Origin of the sequence: Shimia sp. MIT1388 (assembly GCF_047124445.1) — a bacterium.
Lineage (GTDB): Bacteria > Pseudomonadota > Alphaproteobacteria > Rhodobacterales > Rhodobacteraceae > Shimia.
This window is the reverse complement of sequence record NZ_CP138921.1, coordinates 2,307,322-2,326,827: the sequence shown is the minus strand read 5'-3', so window position 1 is coordinate 2,326,827 and position 19,506 is coordinate 2,307,322. Positions and strand designations below refer to the sequence as shown.

Annotated in this window: 19 protein-coding genes; 15 read left to right on the top strand and 4 right to left on the bottom strand. The window is 57.7% G+C overall.

What is annotated here, in order from left to right; translation table 11 throughout:
• Position 1: 1 nt before the first annotated feature.
• Genes SIB92_RS11530 through SIB92_RS11515 form a run of 4 tightly spaced genes read left to right on the top strand, consistent with a single transcriptional unit; the run spans position 2 to position 4,222 of the window.
• Positions 2–1,090, top strand: a complete 1,089-nt coding sequence (locus tag SIB92_RS11530) for a microcin C ABC transporter permease YejB (protein WP_412552200.1) — start codon at positions 2–4, stop codon at positions 1,088–1,090.
• Complete coding sequence (locus tag SIB92_RS11525) at positions 1,090–2,202, top strand: ABC transporter permease (RefSeq protein ID WP_412552199.1); 1,113 nt, start codon at positions 1,090–1,092, stop codon at positions 2,200–2,202. The genes SIB92_RS11530 and SIB92_RS11525 overlap by 1 nt, the downstream gene beginning before the upstream one ends.
• Positions 2,199–3,779: an ABC transporter ATP-binding protein gene (locus SIB92_RS11520; RefSeq protein WP_412552198.1), complete on the top strand. Its 1,581-nt coding sequence runs from the start codon at positions 2,199–2,201 to the stop codon at positions 3,777–3,779. The genes SIB92_RS11525 and SIB92_RS11520 overlap by 4 nt, the downstream gene beginning before the upstream one ends.
• Positions 3,776–4,222 (top strand): GNAT family N-acetyltransferase, encoded by a 447-nt coding sequence (locus SIB92_RS11515; RefSeq protein WP_412552197.1) that lies wholly within the window; start codon positions 3,776–3,778, stop codon positions 4,220–4,222. The genes SIB92_RS11520 and SIB92_RS11515 overlap by 4 nt, the downstream gene beginning before the upstream one ends.
• Before the next feature lie 45 nt (positions 4,223–4,267).
• Here the strand turns inward: SIB92_RS11515 and hemN are convergent, their stop codons facing one another.
• Positions 4,268–5,623, bottom strand: coding sequence for an oxygen-independent coproporphyrinogen III oxidase (hemN, locus tag SIB92_RS11510; protein WP_412552196.1), 1,356 nt, complete (start codon positions 5,621–5,623; stop codon positions 4,268–4,270).
• Positions 5,624–5,691: 68 nt separating this feature from the next.
• Between hemN and fnrL the strand changes: the two genes are divergently transcribed.
• On the top strand, positions 5,692–6,432 hold the full coding sequence (gene fnrL / locus SIB92_RS11505; protein ID WP_412552195.1) for a transcriptional regulator FnrL: 741 nt from the start codon (positions 5,692–5,694) through the stop codon (positions 6,430–6,432).
• A gap of 109 nt (positions 6,433–6,541) precedes the next feature.
• Here fnrL and SIB92_RS11500 read toward each other — a convergent pair whose 3' ends face one another.
• Positions 6,542–7,381, bottom strand: a complete 840-nt coding sequence (locus SIB92_RS11500; protein ID WP_412552194.1) for a universal stress protein — start codon at positions 7,379–7,381, stop codon at positions 6,542–6,544.
• Between the two features lie 220 nt (positions 7,382–7,601).
• On the opposite strand from SIB92_RS11500, the gene ccoN reads away from it, so the two are divergent.
• From ccoN to ccoS, 9 genes are all read left to right on the top strand, one after another.
• Positions 7,602–9,203: a cytochrome-c oxidase, cbb3-type subunit I gene (ccoN, locus tag SIB92_RS11495; RefSeq protein WP_412552193.1), complete on the top strand. Its 1,602-nt coding sequence runs from the start codon at positions 7,602–7,604 to the stop codon at positions 9,201–9,203.
• A 15-nt stretch (positions 9,204–9,218) separates the two neighbouring features.
• Positions 9,219–9,950, top strand: coding sequence for a cytochrome-c oxidase, cbb3-type subunit II (gene ccoO, locus SIB92_RS11490; protein WP_412552192.1), 732 nt, complete (start codon positions 9,219–9,221; stop codon positions 9,948–9,950).
• Between the two features lie 11 nt (positions 9,951–9,961).
• Positions 9,962–10,147, top strand: coding sequence for a cbb3-type cytochrome c oxidase subunit 3 (locus SIB92_RS11485; RefSeq protein ID WP_412552191.1), 186 nt, complete (start codon positions 9,962–9,964; stop codon positions 10,145–10,147).
• The gene (gene ccoP / locus SIB92_RS11480; RefSeq protein ID WP_412552190.1) at positions 10,144–11,010 is read left to right on the top strand and encodes a cytochrome-c oxidase, cbb3-type subunit III; all 867 of its coding nucleotides are present in this window, start codon (positions 10,144–10,146) and stop codon (positions 11,008–11,010) included. The genes SIB92_RS11485 and ccoP overlap by 4 nt, the downstream gene beginning before the upstream one ends.
• A 306-nt stretch (positions 11,011–11,316) precedes the next feature.
• The gene (locus tag SIB92_RS11475; protein ID WP_412552189.1) at positions 11,317–12,312 is read left to right on the top strand and encodes an AraC family transcriptional regulator ligand-binding domain-containing protein; all 996 of its coding nucleotides are present in this window, start codon (positions 11,317–11,319) and stop codon (positions 12,310–12,312) included.
• 121 nt (positions 12,313–12,433) lie between these two features.
• Positions 12,434–13,870, top strand: a complete 1,437-nt coding sequence (gene ccoG / locus SIB92_RS11470) for a cytochrome c oxidase accessory protein CcoG (RefSeq protein WP_412552188.1) — start codon at positions 12,434–12,436, stop codon at positions 13,868–13,870.
• Positions 13,870–14,331, top strand: a complete 462-nt coding sequence (locus tag SIB92_RS11465) for a FixH family protein (RefSeq protein ID WP_412552187.1) — start codon at positions 13,870–13,872, stop codon at positions 14,329–14,331. Before ccoG ends, SIB92_RS11465 begins: the two co-directional genes overlap by 1 nt.
• A gap of 3 nt (positions 14,332–14,334) precedes the next feature.
• Complete coding sequence (locus SIB92_RS11460) at positions 14,335–16,524, top strand: heavy metal translocating P-type ATPase (RefSeq protein WP_412552186.1); 2,190 nt, start codon at positions 14,335–14,337, stop codon at positions 16,522–16,524.
• Between the two features lies 1 nt (position 16,525).
• Positions 16,526–16,684, top strand: a complete 159-nt coding sequence (ccoS, locus tag SIB92_RS11455; protein ID WP_294112915.1) for a cbb3-type cytochrome oxidase assembly protein CcoS — start codon at positions 16,526–16,528, stop codon at positions 16,682–16,684.
• Positions 16,685–16,761: 77 nt separating this feature from the next.
• Here the strand turns inward: ccoS and SIB92_RS11450 are convergent, their stop codons facing one another.
• Together SIB92_RS11450 and SIB92_RS11445 are read right to left on the bottom strand one after the other, a co-directional pair.
• Positions 16,762–18,168, bottom strand: coding sequence for a D-alanyl-D-alanine carboxypeptidase family protein (locus tag SIB92_RS11450; protein WP_412552185.1), 1,407 nt, complete (start codon positions 18,166–18,168; stop codon positions 16,762–16,764).
• 190 nt (positions 18,169–18,358) lie between these two features.
• The gene (locus SIB92_RS11445; RefSeq protein ID WP_412552184.1) at positions 18,359–19,060 is read right to left on the bottom strand and encodes an HAD family hydrolase; all 702 of its coding nucleotides are present in this window, start codon (positions 19,058–19,060) and stop codon (positions 18,359–18,361) included.
• Between the two features lie 87 nt (positions 19,061–19,147).
• On the opposite strand from SIB92_RS11445, the gene clpS reads away from it, so the two are divergent.
• Positions 19,148–19,486, top strand: a complete 339-nt coding sequence (gene clpS / locus SIB92_RS11440) for an ATP-dependent Clp protease adapter ClpS (protein ID WP_294112920.1) — start codon at positions 19,148–19,150, stop codon at positions 19,484–19,486.
• Positions 19,487–19,506 lie beyond the last annotated feature (20 nt).

Sequence of the window (19,506 nt, the reverse complement as noted above, 5' to 3'; positions counted from 1 at the left end):
GGTGGGTGCCTATATCCTCCGACGACTGCTGCTTGTGATCCCAACCTTGCTTGGGGTCATGATCATCAATTTTACCCTGGTGCAATTTGTTCCTGGCGGGCCTGTGGAGCAGGTCCTTGCCAAGATGCAGGGCGAAGGTGACGTTTTTGCAGGTTTCGCCGGTGGAGGTGAAGACATCGCCACGGAGGAGACCTTTGGCTCGGACAGTGAATACTTGGGGGCCAGGGGATTGCCCAAAGAGTTTATTGAAGAGCTGGAGAAGGAGTTTGGCTTTGACAAACCGCCGCTGGAGCGGTTCCTGACGATGATGGGCAATTACGTGCGCTTGGATTTTGGCGAGAGCTATTTCCGCAAAATTAGTGTGACGGATCTGGTTTTGGAGAAAATGCCGGTGTCGATCACGTTGGGCCTTTGGTCGACACTCATTGCGTACCTTGTGTCCATACCACTGGGTATTCGCAAGGCTGTGAAAGATGGCACACCTTTTGATACCTGGACGTCTGGTGCAATTATTGTGGGCTATGCCATTCCTGGGTTTTTATTTGCGATCATGCTTTTGGTTTTGTTTGCGGGCGGATCCTATTGGAAGATCTTCCCTTTGCGAGGATTGACGTCGGACAACTTTGAAGACCTGACGATGATTGGCAAAGTACTCGATTATACATGGCATATTACCTTGCCGGTTCTGGCCTCGACTATTGCGGCCTTTGCGACGCTGACATTGCTCACCAAAAACAGTTTTCTGGATGAGATCAAGAAGCACTATGTGATGACGGCGCGGGCCAAAGGCCTGACAGAAAAGCGTGTGCTCTATGGGCATGTTTTCCGCAATGCGATGCTGATCGTAATTGCAGGATTCCCTGCTGTGTTTATCAGTGTGTTCTTCGGCGGCTCGGTGTTGATTGAGACCATTTTCTCGCTCGACGGACTGGGCAGATTGGGCTTTGAAGCGGCCGTGGCGCGGGATTATCCAGTAATTTTTGGCACTTTGTTTGTCTTTGCCTTGATTGGTCTTGTGGTCGGAATCCTTTCCGACCTGATGTATGTGTTTGTTGATCCGCGGATTGATTTTGAGAAGAGGGAAGGCTGATGGCATTGTCCCCTCTGAACCAACGGCGTTGGAGCAACTTCAAGCGCAACCGGCGCGCGCTTTGGTCCTTGATCATTTTCTCCGTTGTGTTTGTGGTGTCGCTTTTTGCCGAGTTTCTCGCAAATGATCGGCCCATTCTGATCAAATACCGTGGTGAGTTTTACACGCCGATCTTCAACTTTTATCCCGAAACCACCTTTGGCGGGGATTTCAAAACCGAGGCGGTTTACAACGATCCGGTGGTCGAATGTTTGATCACCAGTGGCGGAATGGAAGACTGTTTCGACACGCCTGAAGACATCCTGTCGGGAATTTATGAAGGTGCTTACGCGGACGGTTCAGAGGGGTTTCAACAAGGTTGGACCCTATGGCCACCAATACCATACAGCTACGACACGCCCGTGGATCGTGCCGGTGCGGCCCCTCTGCCACCGGACAGCCAGAACTGGTTGGGTACCGATGACCGCAAGCGTGATGTGTTGGCGCGGGTGATATATGGTTTCCGGCTGTCGATCTTTTTCACATTAATTGTGACAATTTCAGCGAGCATCATCGGCATTGTCGCAGGCGCGGTCCAAGGCTATTTTGGTGGTTGGATTGATTTGATCTTCCAGAGGGTTATTGAGATCTGGGCGTTCACGCCAAGTCTGTACATTATCATCATTATGTTCGCGATTTTGGGACGCAGCTTCTGGCTGCTTGTGTTTCTCACGGTGTTGTTTGGGTGGACGGCGCTTGTGGGCGTGGTGCGGGCAGAGTTTCTACGGGCACGGAACCTGGAATATGTGCGAGCGGCCAAGGCACTGGGCGTGAGTAACCGGGTGATTATGTTCCGCCATATGTTGCCAAACGCGATGGTGGCGACCGTGACTATGTTGCCGTTTATCGTGACCGGGACAATCAGCACGCTGGCCGGTTTGGATTTCCTCGGCTTTGGTTTGCCGTCCTCGGCGCCGAGCCTTGGGGAGTTGACCTTGCAGGCCAAGCAGAACCTGCAGGCACCTTGGTTGGCTTTCACCGCGTTTTTCACCTTTGCCATCATGCTGTCGCTGTTGGTCTTCATCTTTGAAGGCGTGCGCGATGCGTTTGACCCAAGGAAGACTTTCTCATGAGCGTTTTGGAGGTCAAAGGCCTGCGCGTGGCCTTCCGGCAGGATGGGCAGCGTGTCGAGGCGGTCAAAGGCGTATCCTTCACCGTGGATCGCGGGGAGACTGTGGCGCTGGTGGGCGAGTCAGGGTCTGGCAAGTCGGTGACGGCCTTGTCGACCGTATCCTTGTTACCGGAGAGCGCGGAAGTGTCCGGCTCTGTGACCTATGAAGGTCAGGAGATGGTGGGCGCGTCGGGAAAGCTGCTGCGGAAGGTGCGCGGCAACGATATCAGCTTTATCTTTCAGGAGCCGATGACCTCGCTGAACCCGCTGCACACGATTGATAAGCAATTGGCAGAGAGTCTCGCGTTGCACCAAGGGGTAACGGGTGACAAGGCCCGTGCGCGGGTGCTGGAACTGTTGCAGAAGGTGGGGCTGCGCGATGCCGAGCAGCGTTTGAGTTCGTACCCGCATCAACTTTCCGGTGGACAGCGGCAACGGGTGATGATCGCCATGGCGCTGGCCAACAAGCCAGATATCCTGATTGCAGATGAGCCAACCACGGCGCTGGATGTGACCATTCAGGCGCAAATCCTGGAGCTTCTGGCCGAGCTGAAGGCCAGCGAAGGTATGGGGCTTTTGTTTATCACCCATGACTTGGGCGTGGTGCGGCGGATTGCCGACAAGGTTTGCGTCATGAAGGATGGCGAGATTGTCGAGGCCGGGCCTGTGTCTGAGATTTTTGACAATCCGCAGCATCCCTACACACAACTGTTGTTGAGCGCGCAGGCGTCTGGTGTGCCGGATCCGGTGCCTGCGGGCGCGGAGGAAATTGTCAGCACGGAAAACCTGCGTGTTTGGTTCCCGATCCAGCAAGGGCTGCTCAAGCGGACTGTTGGCCATGTGAAGGCGGTGAACGACTCCAGCCTGACGGTGCGCGCCGGGGAAACGCTGGGTATTGTGGGCGAGAGTGGCTCTGGCAAAACCACATTGGCGCTGGCGATCATGCGGTTGATTGGCAGTGACGGGAAAATCAACTTTGATGGGCATGACGTGCGCAAGTGGAGCACCAAGGAGCTGCGGGCGCTGCGCAAGGATATGCAGATCGTGTTTCAGGATCCGTTTGGCAGCCTGAGCCCGCGTATGACCTGCGAGCAGATCATTTCTGAAGGGCTTGGCGTGCATGGCAACCCGGATGGGCGGGACACGCGCACGCTGGTGGGCGAGGTGATGACCGAAGTCGGCCTCGACCCGGCGGCGATGGATCGCTATCCGCATGAGTTTTCTGGCGGTCAACGGCAGCGGATCGCAATCGCGCGGGCGATGATATTGCGACCCAAGCTGGTGGTACTGGATGAACCGACCTCGGCGTTGGACATGACGGTGCAGGTGCAGATCGTAGAGCTGCTGCGCAATTTGCAGAAGAAATATGGCCTCGCGTACCTGTTTATCAGCCACGACCTGCATGTGGTGCGCGCGATGAGCCACAAGATTATGGTGATGAAAACCGGTGATGTGGTGGAGGCGGGTGCCTCTGAGGATCTGTTTGAGAACCCGCAGACGGATTACACACGTGAGCTGTTGGCGGCGGCGCCAACGTGACCAGTCTCCGATTTGATGGTGCGAAAGACACCGATGCAAAGCGCTTGGCCACGCTGCGCGTGAATGCCATGCGGCCAAGCCTTGAGGCTGTGGGACGGTTCAACCAAGAACGCGCGCGGCGGCGGTTTCTGGACAGCTTTGTGCCGGCAGATACAACGCTCGTGTTGTCCGGAAATCAGCTGTTGGGCTTTTTTGCTGTGCAGGATCGGGGCGATCATTTGTACCTCGACCACCTCTATGTAGCACCGGATCAGCAAGGTGGTGGGATCGGCAGCCTGATCCTGCACTGTGTGCTGAGAGATGCGGCCGAGCGAGATCTACCGGTGCGGCTGATGGCGTTGAAAGACAGTCCGGCCAATGCGTTTTATCGCCAGCACGGGTTTGAAGTGACCGGACAGGAAGAGTTCGACACGTTGTATCAGTGGGTGCCACCACCAAAATAGGCCGATCCAGGGGACCGGCCTTGTTTTGTAAGCTGTACGCTGAGATCAGATCGCCGCGCTGTGCTGCGCTTTGCTCATGTCATAGGCGTCAAAGGCCCGCGCGATGATGCGGGTCAATGGGCGCGCCTCCAGAGGCACCACCAAAGCGCCGCTTTCCAGTGCCAGAACGTCCGGGAACTGCGCCATGACCTTAGAGAACATCTCGTTCAACTCGGCGCGGGAGATGTCAAAACGGTCGACAATCTCTTCTGCGTCGATGCGGAAGTCGCACATGAGGGCTTCGATCAGGCGGCCGCGCAGGCGGTCATCGTCTGTGAAGGTGTGCCCACGCGAGGTGGAGAAGTGTCCGTCCCGGATGGCGCCGGTGTGGGCCGAGGTGGCCGGAGCATTCTGAGCGTAGCCTTGCGGGAAGCGCGCAATGGAGGACGCGCCAACCGCCAGAAGCACGTCGGCGGTGTCGTCGGTGTAGCCCTGAAAGTTGCGGCGCAGAGTGCCGTTGCGCTGTGCCACAGACAGGCCGTCCGTTTTGGTGGCGAAGTGGTCGATGCCAATTTCGTCGTAATCGTCCCAAAGGAAGAGCTTGCGCGCGGTTTCAAACAGCGCGAGGCGTTCCTGTGGGGTTGGCAGGGCATCTGAGGGGATCATCTGCTGGCGCTTGGCCATCCACGGCACGTGGGCATAGCCATAGAGCGCCACGCGGTCCGGGGAGAGCGACAGGAGCTTTTGCACACTTTCGGTGATGCGGGCCTGGGTCTGGTGCGGAAGTCCAAACAGGATGTCGGCGTTCACACTTTTCACGCCATGGGCGCGGATCATCTCTACGGCATCGCGGGTGATGTCGTAGCCCTGGATGCGGCCGATGGTTTTTTGGATTTCATCGTCAAAATCCTGCACGCCAATGGATGCGCGGTTCATGCCTGCTTTGGCCAGCGCTTCCAGTCGGGTGTGGTCGATTTCATTGGGATCGATCTCCACCGAGAACTCGCCGTCTTTGGCCATGGGCGCAACGTCGAAGATCGCACCGGCGAGGTCTTCCATCATGGGCGCATCCAGCAGGGTTGGTGTGCCGCCGCCCCAATGCAGACGAGACAGACTCACGCCTTCAGGCAGGGAAGCCTTCAGAATTTTGAGCTCGTCTTTCAGCGTCTCTACATAAGCGGCAACCGGAGACAGCGTGGACGTTCCCTGGGTGCGGCAAGCGCAGAACCAGCAGAGGCGGCGACAAAACGGCACATGCACATAAAGTGAGACTTGCGAACCGGTCGGAATCGCTTCAATCCACGCCTTGTAGGTGTCTGGCGTCACGTCGTTGTTGAAGTGCGGGGCTGTCGGATAGCTTGTGTAACGCGGAACCTTCGCGTCAAACAGTCCGAGTTTGGCCAATTGTTTTTCCTGTTCCATGAGCGTACTCATAGAGAAACGGGAAATGCGAACCCTTGACCCAGATCAAGTCTAGGTATGAACAGGTAATGAACGAGACATTGGACCTTACAGTTGGCTGCGAAAGCTGCCCCATCAAGCACCGCGCTGTATGCGCGCGCTGTGATGCGGATGAGCTCGAGACCCTTGAGGGAATCAAGTACTACCGCAGCTTTGAAGCTGGTCAGACGGTGATCTGGTCCGGGGATCGCATGGAGTTTGTAGGCTCTGTGGTTTCCGGCATCGCGTCTCTGACCCAGACCATGGAAGATGGGCGCACCCAGATGGTGGGCCTTTTGCTGCCAAGTGATTTTGTAGGCCGGCCTGGCCGCGAAACCGCGTCTTACGATGTGGTGGCGACCACCGATCTGGTGATGTGCTGCTTCCGGCGCAAACCATTTGAAGCCATGATGGTGGAGACCCCCCATGTGGCGCAGCGGTTGCTGGAAATGACGCTGGACGAGCTTGATGCGGCGCGCGAATGGATGCTGGTGTTGGGGCGGAAAACCGCGCGTGAAAAGATTGCGAGCTTGCTGTGTATCATTGGCCGTCGCGATGCGTCACTGAAGCTCGAAGGTGTAGCCGGCAAGATCGTGTTTGATCTGCCGCTGACCCGCGAAGCGATGGCGGATTACCTCGGGCTGACACTGGAAACCGTGAGCCGCCAGATGTCTGCGCTGAAGCGTGATGGGGTGATCGAGCTGGAAGGCAAGCGCCACGTGACCGTGCCGAGCTTTGAACGCCTTCTGGATGAAGCTGGCGACGATGCAGATGGCGGGATGATGGCGTAAGGCTATCTTGCTGACACGAATAGAAAAAGGCGGGGCTGGCCCCGCCTTTTTGTTTTGCCGGAGCGATGCGTGTCCCACGACACATCCCCCGGCAAAAAGCTCGCTATGGTCAATGCGACAGGAACACCGGAATGTTGGCCTGTTCCAGCATGTTGCGGGTCGCGCCGCCCAAAATGGCCTCGCGGAAGCGGGAGTGGCCATAGGCCCCCATCACAATCATGTCGGTTTCGGTGTCGGTTGCATGGCGCAGGAGCACGTCAGACACACGAGGTTGGGTTTTGGACAGCACGTCCACTTCAACACGCACGCCATGGCGCGACAGGAACTGTGACAGCAGCCCGCCGGGGTCGGAGCGGTTCGGGCCGTGGGTTGGTGGATCGATCACCACCACATGCACCAGATCCGCTTCTTTCAGGAAGGGCAGGGCCGCGCGAGTAGCCACCAAGGCTTCGGCGCTTTCGTTCCAGCCGATGGAAATGGTCTTGGGCGCAGAGAAAGGCTTGGCGGTTTCCGGCACCATGAGAACAGGCGCCTGCCCCTCAAACAGAGCGGCCTCCAGAGTGGGTTCCAGCTCGGTGCCCTGATTCTTGCCGTAGGGCTTGGGCAGGATCACCAGGTCGGAGAAGCGCGAGCGTGCGGCCACATGTCGCCCCAGGTCAGCAATCTGTGTCACGCCGGTGTCGCAGGCCCAGCGCACGTCGGTTTTGCCAAGCGCGGCTTCGGCCGCGGCTTTCACCGCGTCGGCCTCTTCATGGGCGCGTTTGAGCATTTCCTGCATCAATAGTGCGTCTGCACCCGCATAGAAGTAGCCGGTTTGAGAGCGATCAACGCCAAGGGCAAGCACGTCGAGATGTGCATCTTGTGCTTCGGCGAGGGCGATTCCTTGTGCGAGCGGGGCCGCCGTGAAGTCAGAGTCCGTCAGAACGCACAGCAAAGATTTGTAGTTCATTGTCACCAACCCGTGTTATGAAAAGGTGTAATTTAGATACGACTTTTCCGAGCGGGTGCTAAGAAAGCCGTGTTTCTTGAAATAGATACAGACAGACATCGCGGTCAGTTTCCTTGACCCAGATCAAAGCGAAAGTTTCGCTGCACCTGCAAAAGACGATTGGTCAAATCCGCCCTAAGCCCGAAGAAGAATCGGGCAGGGCAAGACGAAGGGACGCGAAATGGTAAATTACTTCAAGCTGATCGCGCTGGGCCTCATCACGTTTTTTGCGATGATAGCGGCCAACTATGCGCGTGACGTAGCTTACATGGTACATGCCTGGATTGTTACGGGTGTGTCCTTTGGGCTGTTTATTTGGGTTCTGCGCGGCATGGGCACCGAGAAGGTGCACGCGCAGGACGAATACATGGATGACGTGATCCGCTACGGTGTGATCGCAACCGCCTTTTGGGGGGTCGTCGGGTTTCTGGCAGGGGTGTTTATCGCGTTCCAGCTGGCCTTTCCGGCACTCAACTTCGAGTGGGCACAGGGCTACGCCAACTTTGGCCGTTTGCGCCCGCTGCACACCTCGGCGGTGATTTTTGCGTTTGGCGGTAACGCGCTGATCGCGACATCCTTCTACGTTGTGCAGCGCACCAGCGCAGCGCGGCTGTGGGGTGGCAATCTTGGTTGGTTTGTCTTCTGGGGCTACCAGCTTTTTATCGTTCTGGCAGCGACAGGCTACCTTCTGGGCGGTACGCAGTCCAAGGAATACGCCGAGCCTGAGTGGTATGTAGACCTGTGGTTGACCATCGTTTGGGTGGCTTACCTGGCGGTGTTCCTCGGCACCGTGATCAAGCGGAAAGAGCCACACATCTATGTGGCCAACTGGTTCTTCCTGGCGTTTATCGTCACCGTCGCGATGCTGCACGTGGTCAACAACCTGACCATTCCTGTGTCCATCTTCGGCTCCAAGTCGGTGATTGTCTGGGCCGGTGTACAGGATGCGATGGTGCAGTGGTGGTACGGCCATAACGCTGTGGGCTTCTTCCTGACCGCGGGCTTCCTGGGCATGATGTACTACTTCATCCCGAAACAGGCCGAACGTCCGGTGTTCTCCTACAAGCTGTCGATCATCCACTTCTGGGCGCTGATCTTCCTGTATATCTGGGCTGGTCCGCACCACCTGCACTACACCGCGCTGCCTGACTGGGCCTCGACCCTCGGCATGGTGTTCTCCGTGGTGCTGTGGATGCCGTCCTGGGGTGGCATGATCAACGGTCTGATGACCCTGTCCGGTGCCTGGGACAAGCTGCGCACCGACCCTGTGATCCGCATGATGGTGATCTCGGTAGGTTTCTACGGCATGTCGACTTTCGAAGGTCCAATGATGTCGATCCGCGCTGTGAACTCTCTGTCTCACTACACTGACTGGACCATTGGTCACGTGCACTCCGGTGCGCTGGGTTGGAACGGCATGATCACATTCGGCTGTCTCTACTTCCTGGTCCCTGTGCTGTGGAAACGAGAGCGTCTGTACTCGCTGCAGCTTGTGAGCTGGCACTTCTGGCTCGCCACCATCGGCATCGTGCTCTACGCGGCGTCCATGTGGGTGACCGGTATCATGGAAGGCCTGATGTGGCGTGAAGTGGATGCCAACGGCTTCCTGGTGAACTCCTTTGCCGACACTGTGGCTGCGAAGAAACCGATGAACATCGTGCGTGGTCTGGGCGGGGTTCTGTTCCTCACCGGTTCCATCATCATGTGCTACAACCTGTGGATGACTGTACGTAAGGCACCGGCCAAAGAGGCCAACCTTTCCGTCGCAGTCCCGGCTGAATAAGGAGGGCCGGCAGCTATGGCTATTCTCGACAAACATAAGATCCTCGAGACCAACGCGACCCTCCTGCTTGTGTGCAGCTTCCTGGTCGTAACCATCGGTGGCATCGTACAAATCGCGCCTCTGTTCTGGCTCGAAAACACCATTGAGGATGTGGAGGGCATGCGCCCTTACACCCCTCTCGAACTCGCGGGCCGTGAGGTTTATCTGCGCGAAGGCTGCTATGTCTGCCACAGCCAGATGATCCGTCCGATGCGCGACGAGGTGGAGCGCTACGGTCACTACTCGCTGGCAGCGGAGTCCAAATACGATCACCCGTTCCAGTGGGGCTCCAAGCGGACGGGTCCTGACCTGGCCCGTGTCGGTGGTCGCTACTCCGATGATTGGCATCTGGACCACATGCGTGACCCGCAGTCCGTGGTACCTGAGTCGATCATGCCGAAGTATGGCTTCCTCGAAAAGAAGATGATCGATGGCAAATACATCGGTGACATCATGAAAGCGAACGCGATTGTGGGTGTGCCTTACACCGAAGACATGCTGGAAAATGCCCAGTCTGACTTCATGGCGCAGGCCGATCCGGACAGCGATTATGACGGTCTTCTGGAGCGCTATGGCGAGGTTAACGTGAATGTACGTAACTTCGACGGTCAGCCAGGTGTGTCCGAAATGGATGCGATGATCGCTTATCTTCAGATGCTGGGTACGTTGGTTGATTTCTCGACCTTCACGCCGGCCGCGTCGCGGTAAGGAGAGGCTTTATGGAAACCTATTCCTTCCTGCGAGAATTTGCGGACAGCTGGATGCTTCTGTTCCTGTTCTTGTTCTTCCTGTCGATTGTACTGTGGGTGTTCCGCCCTGGTTCAACCAAGGAATACAAGGACACGGCCAGCATTCCGTTCCGTCATGAAGATAAACCCGCCACGAACGAGGAGGCGCGGACATGAGCAAACCATCGAAAAAGTTTGACGGCGATCCAAACACCACCGGTCACGTGTGGGACGGGATCGAGGAGTTTGACAATCCAATGCCGCGCTGGTGGCTGTGGGTGTTCTATGTGACCATCATCTGGGGCATCGGGTACACCATTGCTTACCCAGCCTGGCCTGGCATCAAAGGGGCGACAACCGGTTTGCTGGGGTGGTCCACACGGGCCAACGTGCAGGCGGATATTGACGCTGCTGCTGACAAGCTGGCGCCGATCAACGCAAAGCTGGAAGCTGCGGAACTGACCCAGATCACCACCGATCCGGAGTTGGGCCCTTATGCAGTGTCTGCGGGTGGCGCGGTGTTCAAAACCTGGTGTGCCCAGTGTCACGGATCCGGCGCGGCCGGTGCGGTTGGCTATCCCAACCTGCTGGACAACGACTGGCTCTGGGGCGGTGACATCGAGAACATCTACCTGACGGTCAAGCATGGTATCCGCAATGAGGAAGACGACGAAGCGCGTTACTCTCAGATGCCAGCCTTCGGAGATGATTACCTCGAAGACGAGCAGATCGATGCGGTCGTGAACTATGTGATGTCTCTGTCTGGCGAGCCAATGGATGCGTCGCTTGTTGCGGCAGGTGCAGAAGTCTATGCGGACGAGTGCTCCTCCTGTCACATGGAAGATGGCACCGGGGATCGTGCGCAGGGTGCGCCAAACCTGGCGGATGCGATCTGGCTCTACGGTGGAGACTACGACTCCATCAAAGAGACCGTGACCTACAGCCGCTACGGTGTGATGCCTTCCTGGGGCAACCGTCTAACCGAAGCGCAGGTGCGTGCGGTATCCGCTTACGTGCATCAGCTGGGCGGCGGCGAGTAACTTCGACCCCGTTGGAAATACAGACCGCTCCGGGCAACCGGGGCGGTCTTTTTTTATGCTTTTGTGCCAGAAAATTTTGCCAATTTGACCAAGATCAAGTTTTTACCTGGCGCTCCTTGGTAGAACAGTCTCAAGGGCAGCACGCCGCAACCGGAGCTGTCCATTGGGTGTCGATCTTTCCGTCCTGTTCGCGCGTTTCCTGGAAAGATTGGCACCCACAATTTTTTCCAACACATGCAAATTGCGCCACTTGGTTGGCGAACTGCGCCAACTTGCCTATGTTTGTCTCCTAAGTTGGAGGCACAGATGCAAAAACAGGTTCGGTATCCGGTTCACAGATCCACGGCAGGTCTTCTGCGCTCGTGCGGTGTGTCTCCCGAGCGGGTTTTGCGGCGTGCCGGAATGCCGGTGGATCTGTTTGAGACGGACACCAAAGGCGTGACTGCGCAGCAGTTTTTTGCGTTGTGGGAAGCCATTTCTGATGAGATCGATGACCCGAAAGTGGTGATCGAAATGGCCAGAACCATGGCGCGCGGGCCGTTTATTCCTGCGGCCTTTGCGTTTTCCTGTAGCCCCAACATTGCCACAGGGCTGAAGCGCAAGGCGGTGTTCAAGCCATTGGTAGCACCAATCAAACTGTCGGTGACAGAGACAGAGCAGCATCTGATTTTGGAAATTGACGTGGCAGAGCCGAATCTCGATGTGCCCAAGTGCATGGCGGCCTTTGAGATGGTCTATTTCTTGGAGATGGGGCGCACGTTTACCGGTGTGGATTTCCTGCCAGTGGAAGTGGGCGTGCCTGAGTTGATGGAAGATCAGGCGGTGTTTGACCGGCACTATGGGCGTAAAGCGGTGGTCACACCGTTGCCACGACTGACCCTGACACGTGAAGATGCCTATCGGCCGCTGATTTCGGAAAACCCGCAGCTGTGGGCCGGTTTTGAGCGCGAGTTGACGCGGCAGCTGGCGGAGCATCAGCGTGCCTTGTCGATGGCGGCGCGGGTTCGGAATGCTTTGTTGGAGCTTTTGCCAGCCGGGCAGGCGTCGGTGGATGCGGTGAGTGATCGGCTTGTGACAAGCCGCCGCAGCCTGCAACGCCACCTCAGCAAAGAGGGGCAGACGTTCCAGTCTGTGCTTGATGACACCCGATCGGATTTATCCTTACATTACTTGCGCCAAGCGGACATGAGCGTTGAGGAAATCTCTTATTTGCTGGCGTATCGCGACCCGAATTCCTTCTATCGCGCGTTCCAGAATTGGACAGGTCGCACCCCTGCGCAAATGCGCGCAGAGCTACTCTGACGCAGGGAGGTTCCAGCCCCGAAGGTGTAAAAGGTGAGTCACAAATGTGAGATTTGACACAGGTCAATGTTCTGGCGTCCAATCACTGGGACAAGATCGAGAAAATCTCCTCTCCAAACATGTGAGTGATTCCGTGAGCAAAAGTCCTGCACCGTCCCTGTACGAGGCACGCGAGCCAATCTTTCCGAAACGTGTTTATGGGCCGTTTCGCAATCTAAAATGGATCATTATGGCGGTCGCCTTGGGTATCTACTACCTGACGCCACTGTTGCGCTGGGACCGCGGGCCCAGCTTGCCAGATCAGGCTGTGCTGATCGACATGGCAAACCGTCGGTTTTTCTTCTTTATGATCGAGATCTGGCCGCACGAGTTTTACTTCGTGGCGGGCCTTTTGATCATGGCGGGGCTTGGGTTGTTCCTGTTCACCTCGGCCCTGGGCCGGGTGTGGTGCGGCTATGCTTGTCCGCAGACGGTTTGGACGGATTTGTTCATTCTGGTGGAGCGCTGGATTGAGGGCGACCGCAACGCGCGTTTGCGTCTGCACCGCCAGAAGAAACTGGATTTCCGAAAGGTGCGCCTGCGTGTGACCAAATGGATCACATGGCTTTTGATCGCGATGGCCACAGGTGGGGCCTGGGTGTTCTATTTTGCTGATGCGCCAACCTTGGCTGTCGATCTTGTGACCGGCGATGCGCATCCGGTTGCCTACACCACCATTGCCATTCTGACCTTCACCACTTTCTTCTTTGGCGGTTTTGCCCGTGAACAGATCTGCATCTATGCCTGCCCATGGCCGCGTATTCAGGCGGCGATGATGGACGAGGATACACTCACCATCGGCTACCGTGATTGGCGAGGGGAAAACCGGGGAAAAGGCAAACGCACAGAAGATTCGAATTTGGGGGACTGCATCGATTGTATGGCCTGCGTGAATGTTTGCCCGATGGGGATCGACATTCGGGACGGACAGCAGATGGAGTGTATCACTTGTGGTCTGTGTATCGATGCCTGTGACGACATCATGGACAAGATCGGCAAACCGCGTGGGTTGATCGATTATCTGGCGCTGTCGGATGAAGAGCGTGAACGTGGTGGTAAGCCGCCGCGGAGCGTGTGGAAACACATCTTCCGGCCGCGCACCATCATGTACACCTCGCTGTGGTCGCTGGTGGGTATTGGCTTGGTGGTGGCGCTGTTCATGCGTTCTGACATCGAGGCCACGGTAGCACCGGTGCGGAACCCGACTTTTGTGACCCTGTCGGACGGATCGATCCGCAACACCTACGAAGTGCGCTTGCGCAACAAGCATGGTGAAGACCGGATGTTCCGGATTTCAGTCAAAGGTGACCCAAGCCTGCGCGTGCAGCTTGAGGGCACCCCGTATGAGGCGGTAAATGTACCGGCAGACCAGATGCGCAACCAGCGGGTTTATGTGATTGCCCCGGCTGGATCGGCTCCGGCGGATGGCAGCCTGACCAACTTCCGCTTCTGGTTCGAGGATACCGGGAACGGCGACCGCGTACACAAAGACACTGTATTTAACGGAAAGGGCCAGTGATGGCTGAGAAGAAATTCACCGGCAAACACTTCTTGATGATTTTTGTCGGGGCGTTTGGTGTGATCATTGCGGTCAACCTGTCCTTGGCCTGGAACGCGGTGGCGACCTTCCCCGGTCTGGAAGTAAAGAACTCCTACGTGGCCAGTCAGAGCTTTGACGAACGCCGCAATGCGCAGGAAGCTCTGGGTTGGGATGTGAGCGCGCGGGCCAAAGGCGGGTTGCTGATCCTGTCGATCACCGATGAGAACGGTAAGCCGGTGCAGGTGTCCAACTTGGATGCGGTTCTGGGGCGGGCGACCCATGTGCAGGATGACCGCACACCGGATTTCCAGTTTGACGGCAAAGCCTACGTAGCACGTGAAGAGCTGGCCCCTGGGAACTGGAACATCCGTATGAACGCCACTGCGCTGGACGGCACGCCGTTTGAGCAACGCGTGATCCTGCGTGTGGAGCAGAGCTAAGCCATGACTGCGGCGATGCGCCCTAATATCTCGGCCTGTCCGGCCTGTGATGCGGCTCCGGCGGCAGAAGCCCTGGCGGAGCAGGCCATTCAGGAAGAGGCGCGCATCGCCTTGTCTGTGCCAAACGTGCATTGTGCCGCCTGTATCTCGACTGTAGAGGGCGCGTTGGCGGCGCATCCGGGCGTGCATTCGGCGCGGGTGAACCTGACTTTGAAGCGCGCTTCTGTGGAAGCGGATCCTGAGGTGACCGCTGAAGCCTTGGCAGACGTGCTGGAACAGGTCGGCTATGAGGCACATGAGCTTGACGCCGGCACACTGAGCGCGACACAGACGGACAAGGCGGGACGTGACCTGCTGATGCGGCTGGCGGTGGCGGGCTTTGCGTCGATGAACGTGATGTTGCTGTCGGTGTCGGTCTGGTCCGGTGCTGAGGCAGCGACGCGTGACATGTTCCACTGGATCTCTGCGGCGATTGCCCTGCCAACCATCGCGTTCTCCGGCAAGCCGTTTTTTGTGCATGCCTGGAACGCGTTGAAGCACAAACGCCTGAACATGGACGTGCCAATTGTTCTCGCAATTGTGTTGGCTGTGGTGACGTCGCTTTGGGAAACCACGCTGTCGGGTGAACATGCCTACTTTGATGCGGCCCTGACGTTGGTGTTTTTCTTGTTGGCTGGTCGCTATCTGGATCATCGCACACGGGCGGTGGCACGGTCGGCGGCAGAAGAGTTGGCCGCCTTGGAAGTGCCGCGGGCTGTGCGAGTTGTTGACGGGCAGGACGAAACTGTCGCGGTGAAAGAACTGGCTGTTGGCGATCTGGTCCGGGTGAAGCCGGGCGGGCGCATGCCTGTGGATGGCGAAATTGTCGAAGGCCGCTCCGAACTGGACCGCTCTTTGCTCACAGGGGAGACCCTGCCGGTGTTTGCCGAACCGGGCAAAGCGGTGAGCGCGGGCGAAGTGAATTTGACGGGGCCCTTGGTAATCTGCGCCACAGCGGTGGGCGAGCAGACCAGCTTGCACCGCATGGCCGACTTGGTGGCCGTGGCCGAATCCGGGCGATCAAACTACACGTCCCTCGCTGACAAGGCCGCAAAACTCTATGCGCCGGGGGTGCATATTCTGTCCACGCTGAGTTTCCTGGGCTGGTATCTGTTCACATTCGATATGCGCACCGCGCTCAATATCGCGGCAGCGGTGCTGATCATCACATGTCCCTGCGCGCTTGGTTTGGCTGTGCCTGCTGTGACGACAGCTGCGTCGGGGCGGTTGTTCCGCAAAGGCATGTTGATCAAACACAGCACGGCGTTGGAGCGTTTGGCGCAGGTAGATACGGTGGTGTTTGACAAAACCGGAACCTTGACCGCTGGCGCGCCGGAATTGACCAATATCGAGAGTTTTGACGAGGCTGACCTGTCCGTCGCATTGGCATTATCGATGGCTTCGGCACATCCCCTGAGCACGGCCATCACCAAGGCAGCCCAAGCGGCGGGCGTGCGTCCGGCGCGGGTGAGTGAAATCGAAGAAGTGCCGGGCTATGGCACGCAAGGGCGGATCGACGGCCAGTTGGTGCGGTTGGGGCGGCCAACATGGGTTGGCGCAACGGCGGGCAATCAGACGTCGGCATTCCTGAGCATTGGCGACCGCGCGCCGGTGGCGTTCCTGTTTGCCGATGCGCTGCGCGACGGTGCCGAAGAGAGCGTGAAGGCGCTGCAGGCTGCGGGCAAAGAGGTGATCCTGATGTCCGGTGACACCACCGGCGCGGTGGAAGGCCTTGCTAACCGTCTCGGCATTGCCAAATGGGTGGCGGAAGCGCTGCCGGAAGACAAAGCCAAGCGTGTGCAGAGTTTGGCGGAAGACGGGCGCTTTGTGCTGATGGTGGGCGATGGTCTCAATGATACCGCGGCATTGGCCTCGGCGCATGTGTCGATTTCGCCAGCCTCAGCACTGGATGCGGCGCGCGTGGCCTCTGATATTGTGCTTTTGGGCGGTGATCTGTCGCCGATCCCGGAAGCTGTGGACGTGGCCAAAAGCGCGATCAAACGCATCCGCGAAAACTTCCGCATCGCAACCGTGTACAACATTGTCGCGGTACCTCTTGCGGTGGCCGGTCTGGCCACACCGTTGATTGCCGCGTTGGCGATGTCCACGTCTTCGATTACAGTATCCCTAAACGCCCTGCGCCTGAGAGGATGACATGCAAGTTCTGTCTTATTTGATCCCGATCTCCCTGTTTCTGGGGGGCGTGGGCCTGGTTGGGTTCCTCTACACGGTGCGCTCTAACCAATATGATGACCCCGAAGGCGACGCGCAGCGCATTCTGTCTGGGCAGTATGACGACAAACCGAAGGTTTAGTCGCTCGCTATAGCGCAAAACAAAAAGACCGTCGCAGGAGGCTGCGACGGTCTTTCTTTGTCAGTGGTCGACTTGGATTAACTTGGGCCCAGTGTGTAGCAGGTGACTTGCCGCGCTTGCAGGCGGCGGCAGGCCAAATCAGCGGTCTCTTTGGTCATGCCGAGGAAGTTGGCCTCAAACCCGCGGGAGTTTTTCACCACTTTGCGCAGGCTGCCGTCCAGCGTCGACATCTCAGACAACGCGGTTTTCAGCAACATCTTTTCGGCGGCAAAACGGCTGTTGTAGCGACCGACGTTGATGCCCCAATGGCGCCCGCCAGCAGTAGAGATGCGAGTGACGACCTTTGGCTGCGGTGGAGGTGTGGGCTCCTCTTTCAGGCTCACCAATGTCACGCCTGTGTTGTCCTGCGCCTGTAAAAGGGCGGACTGGATGTCGTGTTCGATGACAGTGGCCTCTGCCACAACGGTCGCTTCCGCGGCAACTGTTGCCTCAGACATGGCGGCTGCGGCGACCACGGAGGGCTGTTCTTGTTTTGCTGTAGTTGGCCGCAGGACGGGGCGCAGGGATTTCTTCACAGCGGTGGCCACGCGGATGGTCTTGCCCACCGGTGCGGTTTTACCTTGATACGCGGGGCGGCCGGGTTTGCGCAGCGCCACGCGGCTGGCGGAGCGGTTGAAGCCCAGATCCAGCAGTTCGGCCACTTTGGCATTGCGGGTTGCGGTGGAGCGGCCGCCAAATACGGTGGCAATCACACGTTTGTTCCCGCGCTCGGCAGAGGCCACGAGGTTGAAGCCCGCGGCGCGGGTGTAGCCGGTTTTGATGCCGTCGGCACCGCGATAGGCGTCGAGCAGGCGGCGGTTGGTGTTGTTCACAGACTTGATGCCCGCGTTTGTGGAGCGGCGGGAAAAGAGGTTGTAGTAGTCCGGATAGTCATAGAGCACGTGGCGGCCCAAGGTGGTCATGTCCCGCGCAGTGGACATGTGGCCGGTTTCGGTCAGGCCGTGGGCATTTTTGAACGTGGTGTTGGACATGCCCAAGGCTTTGGCGGTGCGGTTCATGCGGCGGGCAAAGGCCGCCTCGGAGCCTTCCAGCGCCTCACCAATGGCGGTGGCCGCATCATTGGCGGATTTGATCGCTGCGGCACGGATCAGATAGCGCAGGGCTATCCGCTGTCCCGCTTGCAGACCCAGCTTGGACGGAGGCTCTGCGGCGGCGTTTTTGGAGATTTTCACTTTGGTGTCCAGGCTGATCTCGCCGTTCTCTACCGCTTCCATGGCGATGTAGAGCGTCATCATCTTGGTCAAGGACGCCGGATGCAGGCGGGTGTCGGCGTTGCGACTGTGCAGGACTTTGCCGTCCCGTGCGTCAATCACCATTGCTGCGTAGGGTGCCGCGAAAGACACCATGGGGGTCATCACGGCACAGAATGCCAGTGTCGCCAAAAATAGCCCGAAACGGGCCGGCTGAATGCGCCGCGCCTTCATGTGAACTGCTCTTTTTCTGCCTCAGGCCGCCGGTTTTCCGGTCTGACCATTTATTATTACAGTGAGCGTAACACAGGGTCGGAAACGAATAAAGCTTGTGTTTATGGCAAGTTGCATTGGGTGCTTAAATCGGTTTCGCAGATGTTGTGGCATCGTGCTTGCCAGCCGCTAGACCTGCCTTGTGAGGACCTTAGCCAATCTCTTCGACCAATGGCAAAACTTCAGACAGTGACGAAAGCGCCACAAATCGCGGGTTTTCTTTGGGCGTTTCCGCTTGCTCCAGCGCCCATGCGGGGCCATTGGGCACATGCGCCGCCCAGCTGCCGACCGATAGGGAGGGCACAATGTCAGACTTCATTGAGTCGCCGACCATCAACGCCCGATCTGGACCGTCGGCATGGCGTTGGAAAGTGCGTGTGTAGATGTCGGGCGTTTTATGGCTGACAATCTCGACCCATTCAAACAAGTCACCCAAACCGGACTGGGCCACCTTGCGTTCCTGATCGAGCAGGTCGCCTTTGGTGATGAGTAGAAGTCGGTGGGATTTTGCCAGTGTTTCAACAACTTCCTTGGCATTTGGCAGCAGGTCGATGGGGTGTTGGAGCATCTCGCGGCCGCAGGCCATGAGCTCAGCAATCACGGAGGCGGGCACACGTTCCTCCGTCACCTCAATTGCGGTTTCGATCATCGACAGGACGAATCCTTTGGTGCCAAAGCCATAGTGCCCCACGTTGCGCCGCTCGGCTTCTAAGAGGCGTTCCTCTAGGTGATCCGGCTCGGTGAAATCCGCTAGTAGCTCGGCAAACTTGGCCTGGGTGAGACGAAAGAACCGTTCCGTGTGCCACAGCGTATCATCAGCATCAAAGGCAACTGTTGTGAGGGTCTTGGGCATGAAAAAGGTCCGATTGTTCCAGACCTCTTTTCTAAGACCAACTTCAGGCTATATAAACAGCAAACCACGAACCGGATTCTTGTGAATATGCCATTGCAGACGATGACCATGAGCATGGGTGACGATGACGGCGGCGATCTTGGCGTCGCGCTGGAAACCCGTACCCGCACCAAAAAGCCGCCGCTTTACAAGGTGATGCTGCTCAACGATGACTACACGCCAATGGAGTTTGTGGTGCATGTGCTGGAGCGGTTCTTCTCGATGACCCACGCGCAGGCATTTGAGATCATGCTGACCGTGCACAAGAAAGGTGTAGCGGTTGTGGGTGTGTTCAGCCACGAGATTGCAGAAACCAAGGTCACGCAGGTGATGGATTTGGCGCAGCGGCACCAGCATCCCCTGCAGTGTACGATGGAGAAGGAGTGATCGGGTACGCCCGGATCACC

What these genes read in the sequence shown, in the direction of transcription:
- SIB92_RS11525 (WP_412552199.1), top strand. Translation starts at nt 1,090, where the DNA reads ATGGCATTGTCCCCTCTGAACCAACGGCGTTGGAGCAACTTCAAGCGC.
- SIB92_RS11500 (WP_412552194.1), bottom strand. Translation starts at nt 7,381, where the DNA reads ATGAACTACAAATCTTTGCTGTGCGTTCTGACGGACTCTGACTTCACG.
- ccoP (WP_412552190.1), top strand. Translation starts at nt 10,144, where the DNA reads ATGAGCAAACCATCGAAAAAGTTTGACGGCGATCCAAACACCACCGGT.
- fnrL (WP_412552195.1), top strand. Translation starts at nt 5,692, where the DNA reads ATGAACGAGACATTGGACCTTACAGTTGGCTGCGAAAGCTGCCCCATC.
- SIB92_RS11520 (WP_412552198.1), top strand. Translation starts at nt 2,199, where the DNA reads ATGAGCGTTTTGGAGGTCAAAGGCCTGCGCGTGGCCTTCCGGCAGGAT.
- ccoO (WP_412552192.1), top strand. Translation starts at nt 9,219, where the DNA reads ATGGCTATTCTCGACAAACATAAGATCCTCGAGACCAACGCGACCCTC.
- SIB92_RS11475 (WP_412552189.1), top strand. Translation starts at nt 11,317, where the DNA reads ATGCAAAAACAGGTTCGGTATCCGGTTCACAGATCCACGGCAGGTCTT.
- SIB92_RS11465 (WP_412552187.1), top strand. Translation starts at nt 13,870, where the DNA reads ATGGCTGAGAAGAAATTCACCGGCAAACACTTCTTGATGATTTTTGTC.
- clpS (WP_294112920.1), top strand. Translation starts at nt 19,148, where the DNA reads ATGCCATTGCAGACGATGACCATGAGCATGGGTGACGATGACGGCGGC.
- SIB92_RS11450 (WP_412552185.1), bottom strand. Translation starts at nt 18,168, where the DNA reads ATGAAGGCGCGGCGCATTCAGCCGGCCCGTTTCGGGCTATTTTTGGCG.
- ccoS (WP_294112915.1), top strand. Translation starts at nt 16,526, where the DNA reads ATGCAAGTTCTGTCTTATTTGATCCCGATCTCCCTGTTTCTGGGGGGC.
- hemN (WP_412552196.1), bottom strand. Translation starts at nt 5,623, where the DNA reads ATGGAACAGGAAAAACAATTGGCCAAACTCGGACTGTTTGACGCGAAG.
- SIB92_RS11460 (WP_412552186.1), top strand. Translation starts at nt 14,335, where the DNA reads ATGACTGCGGCGATGCGCCCTAATATCTCGGCCTGTCCGGCCTGTGAT.
- SIB92_RS11485 (WP_412552191.1), top strand. Translation starts at nt 9,962, where the DNA reads ATGGAAACCTATTCCTTCCTGCGAGAATTTGCGGACAGCTGGATGCTT.
- SIB92_RS11445 (WP_412552184.1), bottom strand. Translation starts at nt 19,060, where the DNA reads ATGCCCAAGACCCTCACAACAGTTGCCTTTGATGCTGATGATACGCTG.
- ccoN (WP_412552193.1), top strand. Translation starts at nt 7,602, where the DNA reads ATGGTAAATTACTTCAAGCTGATCGCGCTGGGCCTCATCACGTTTTTT.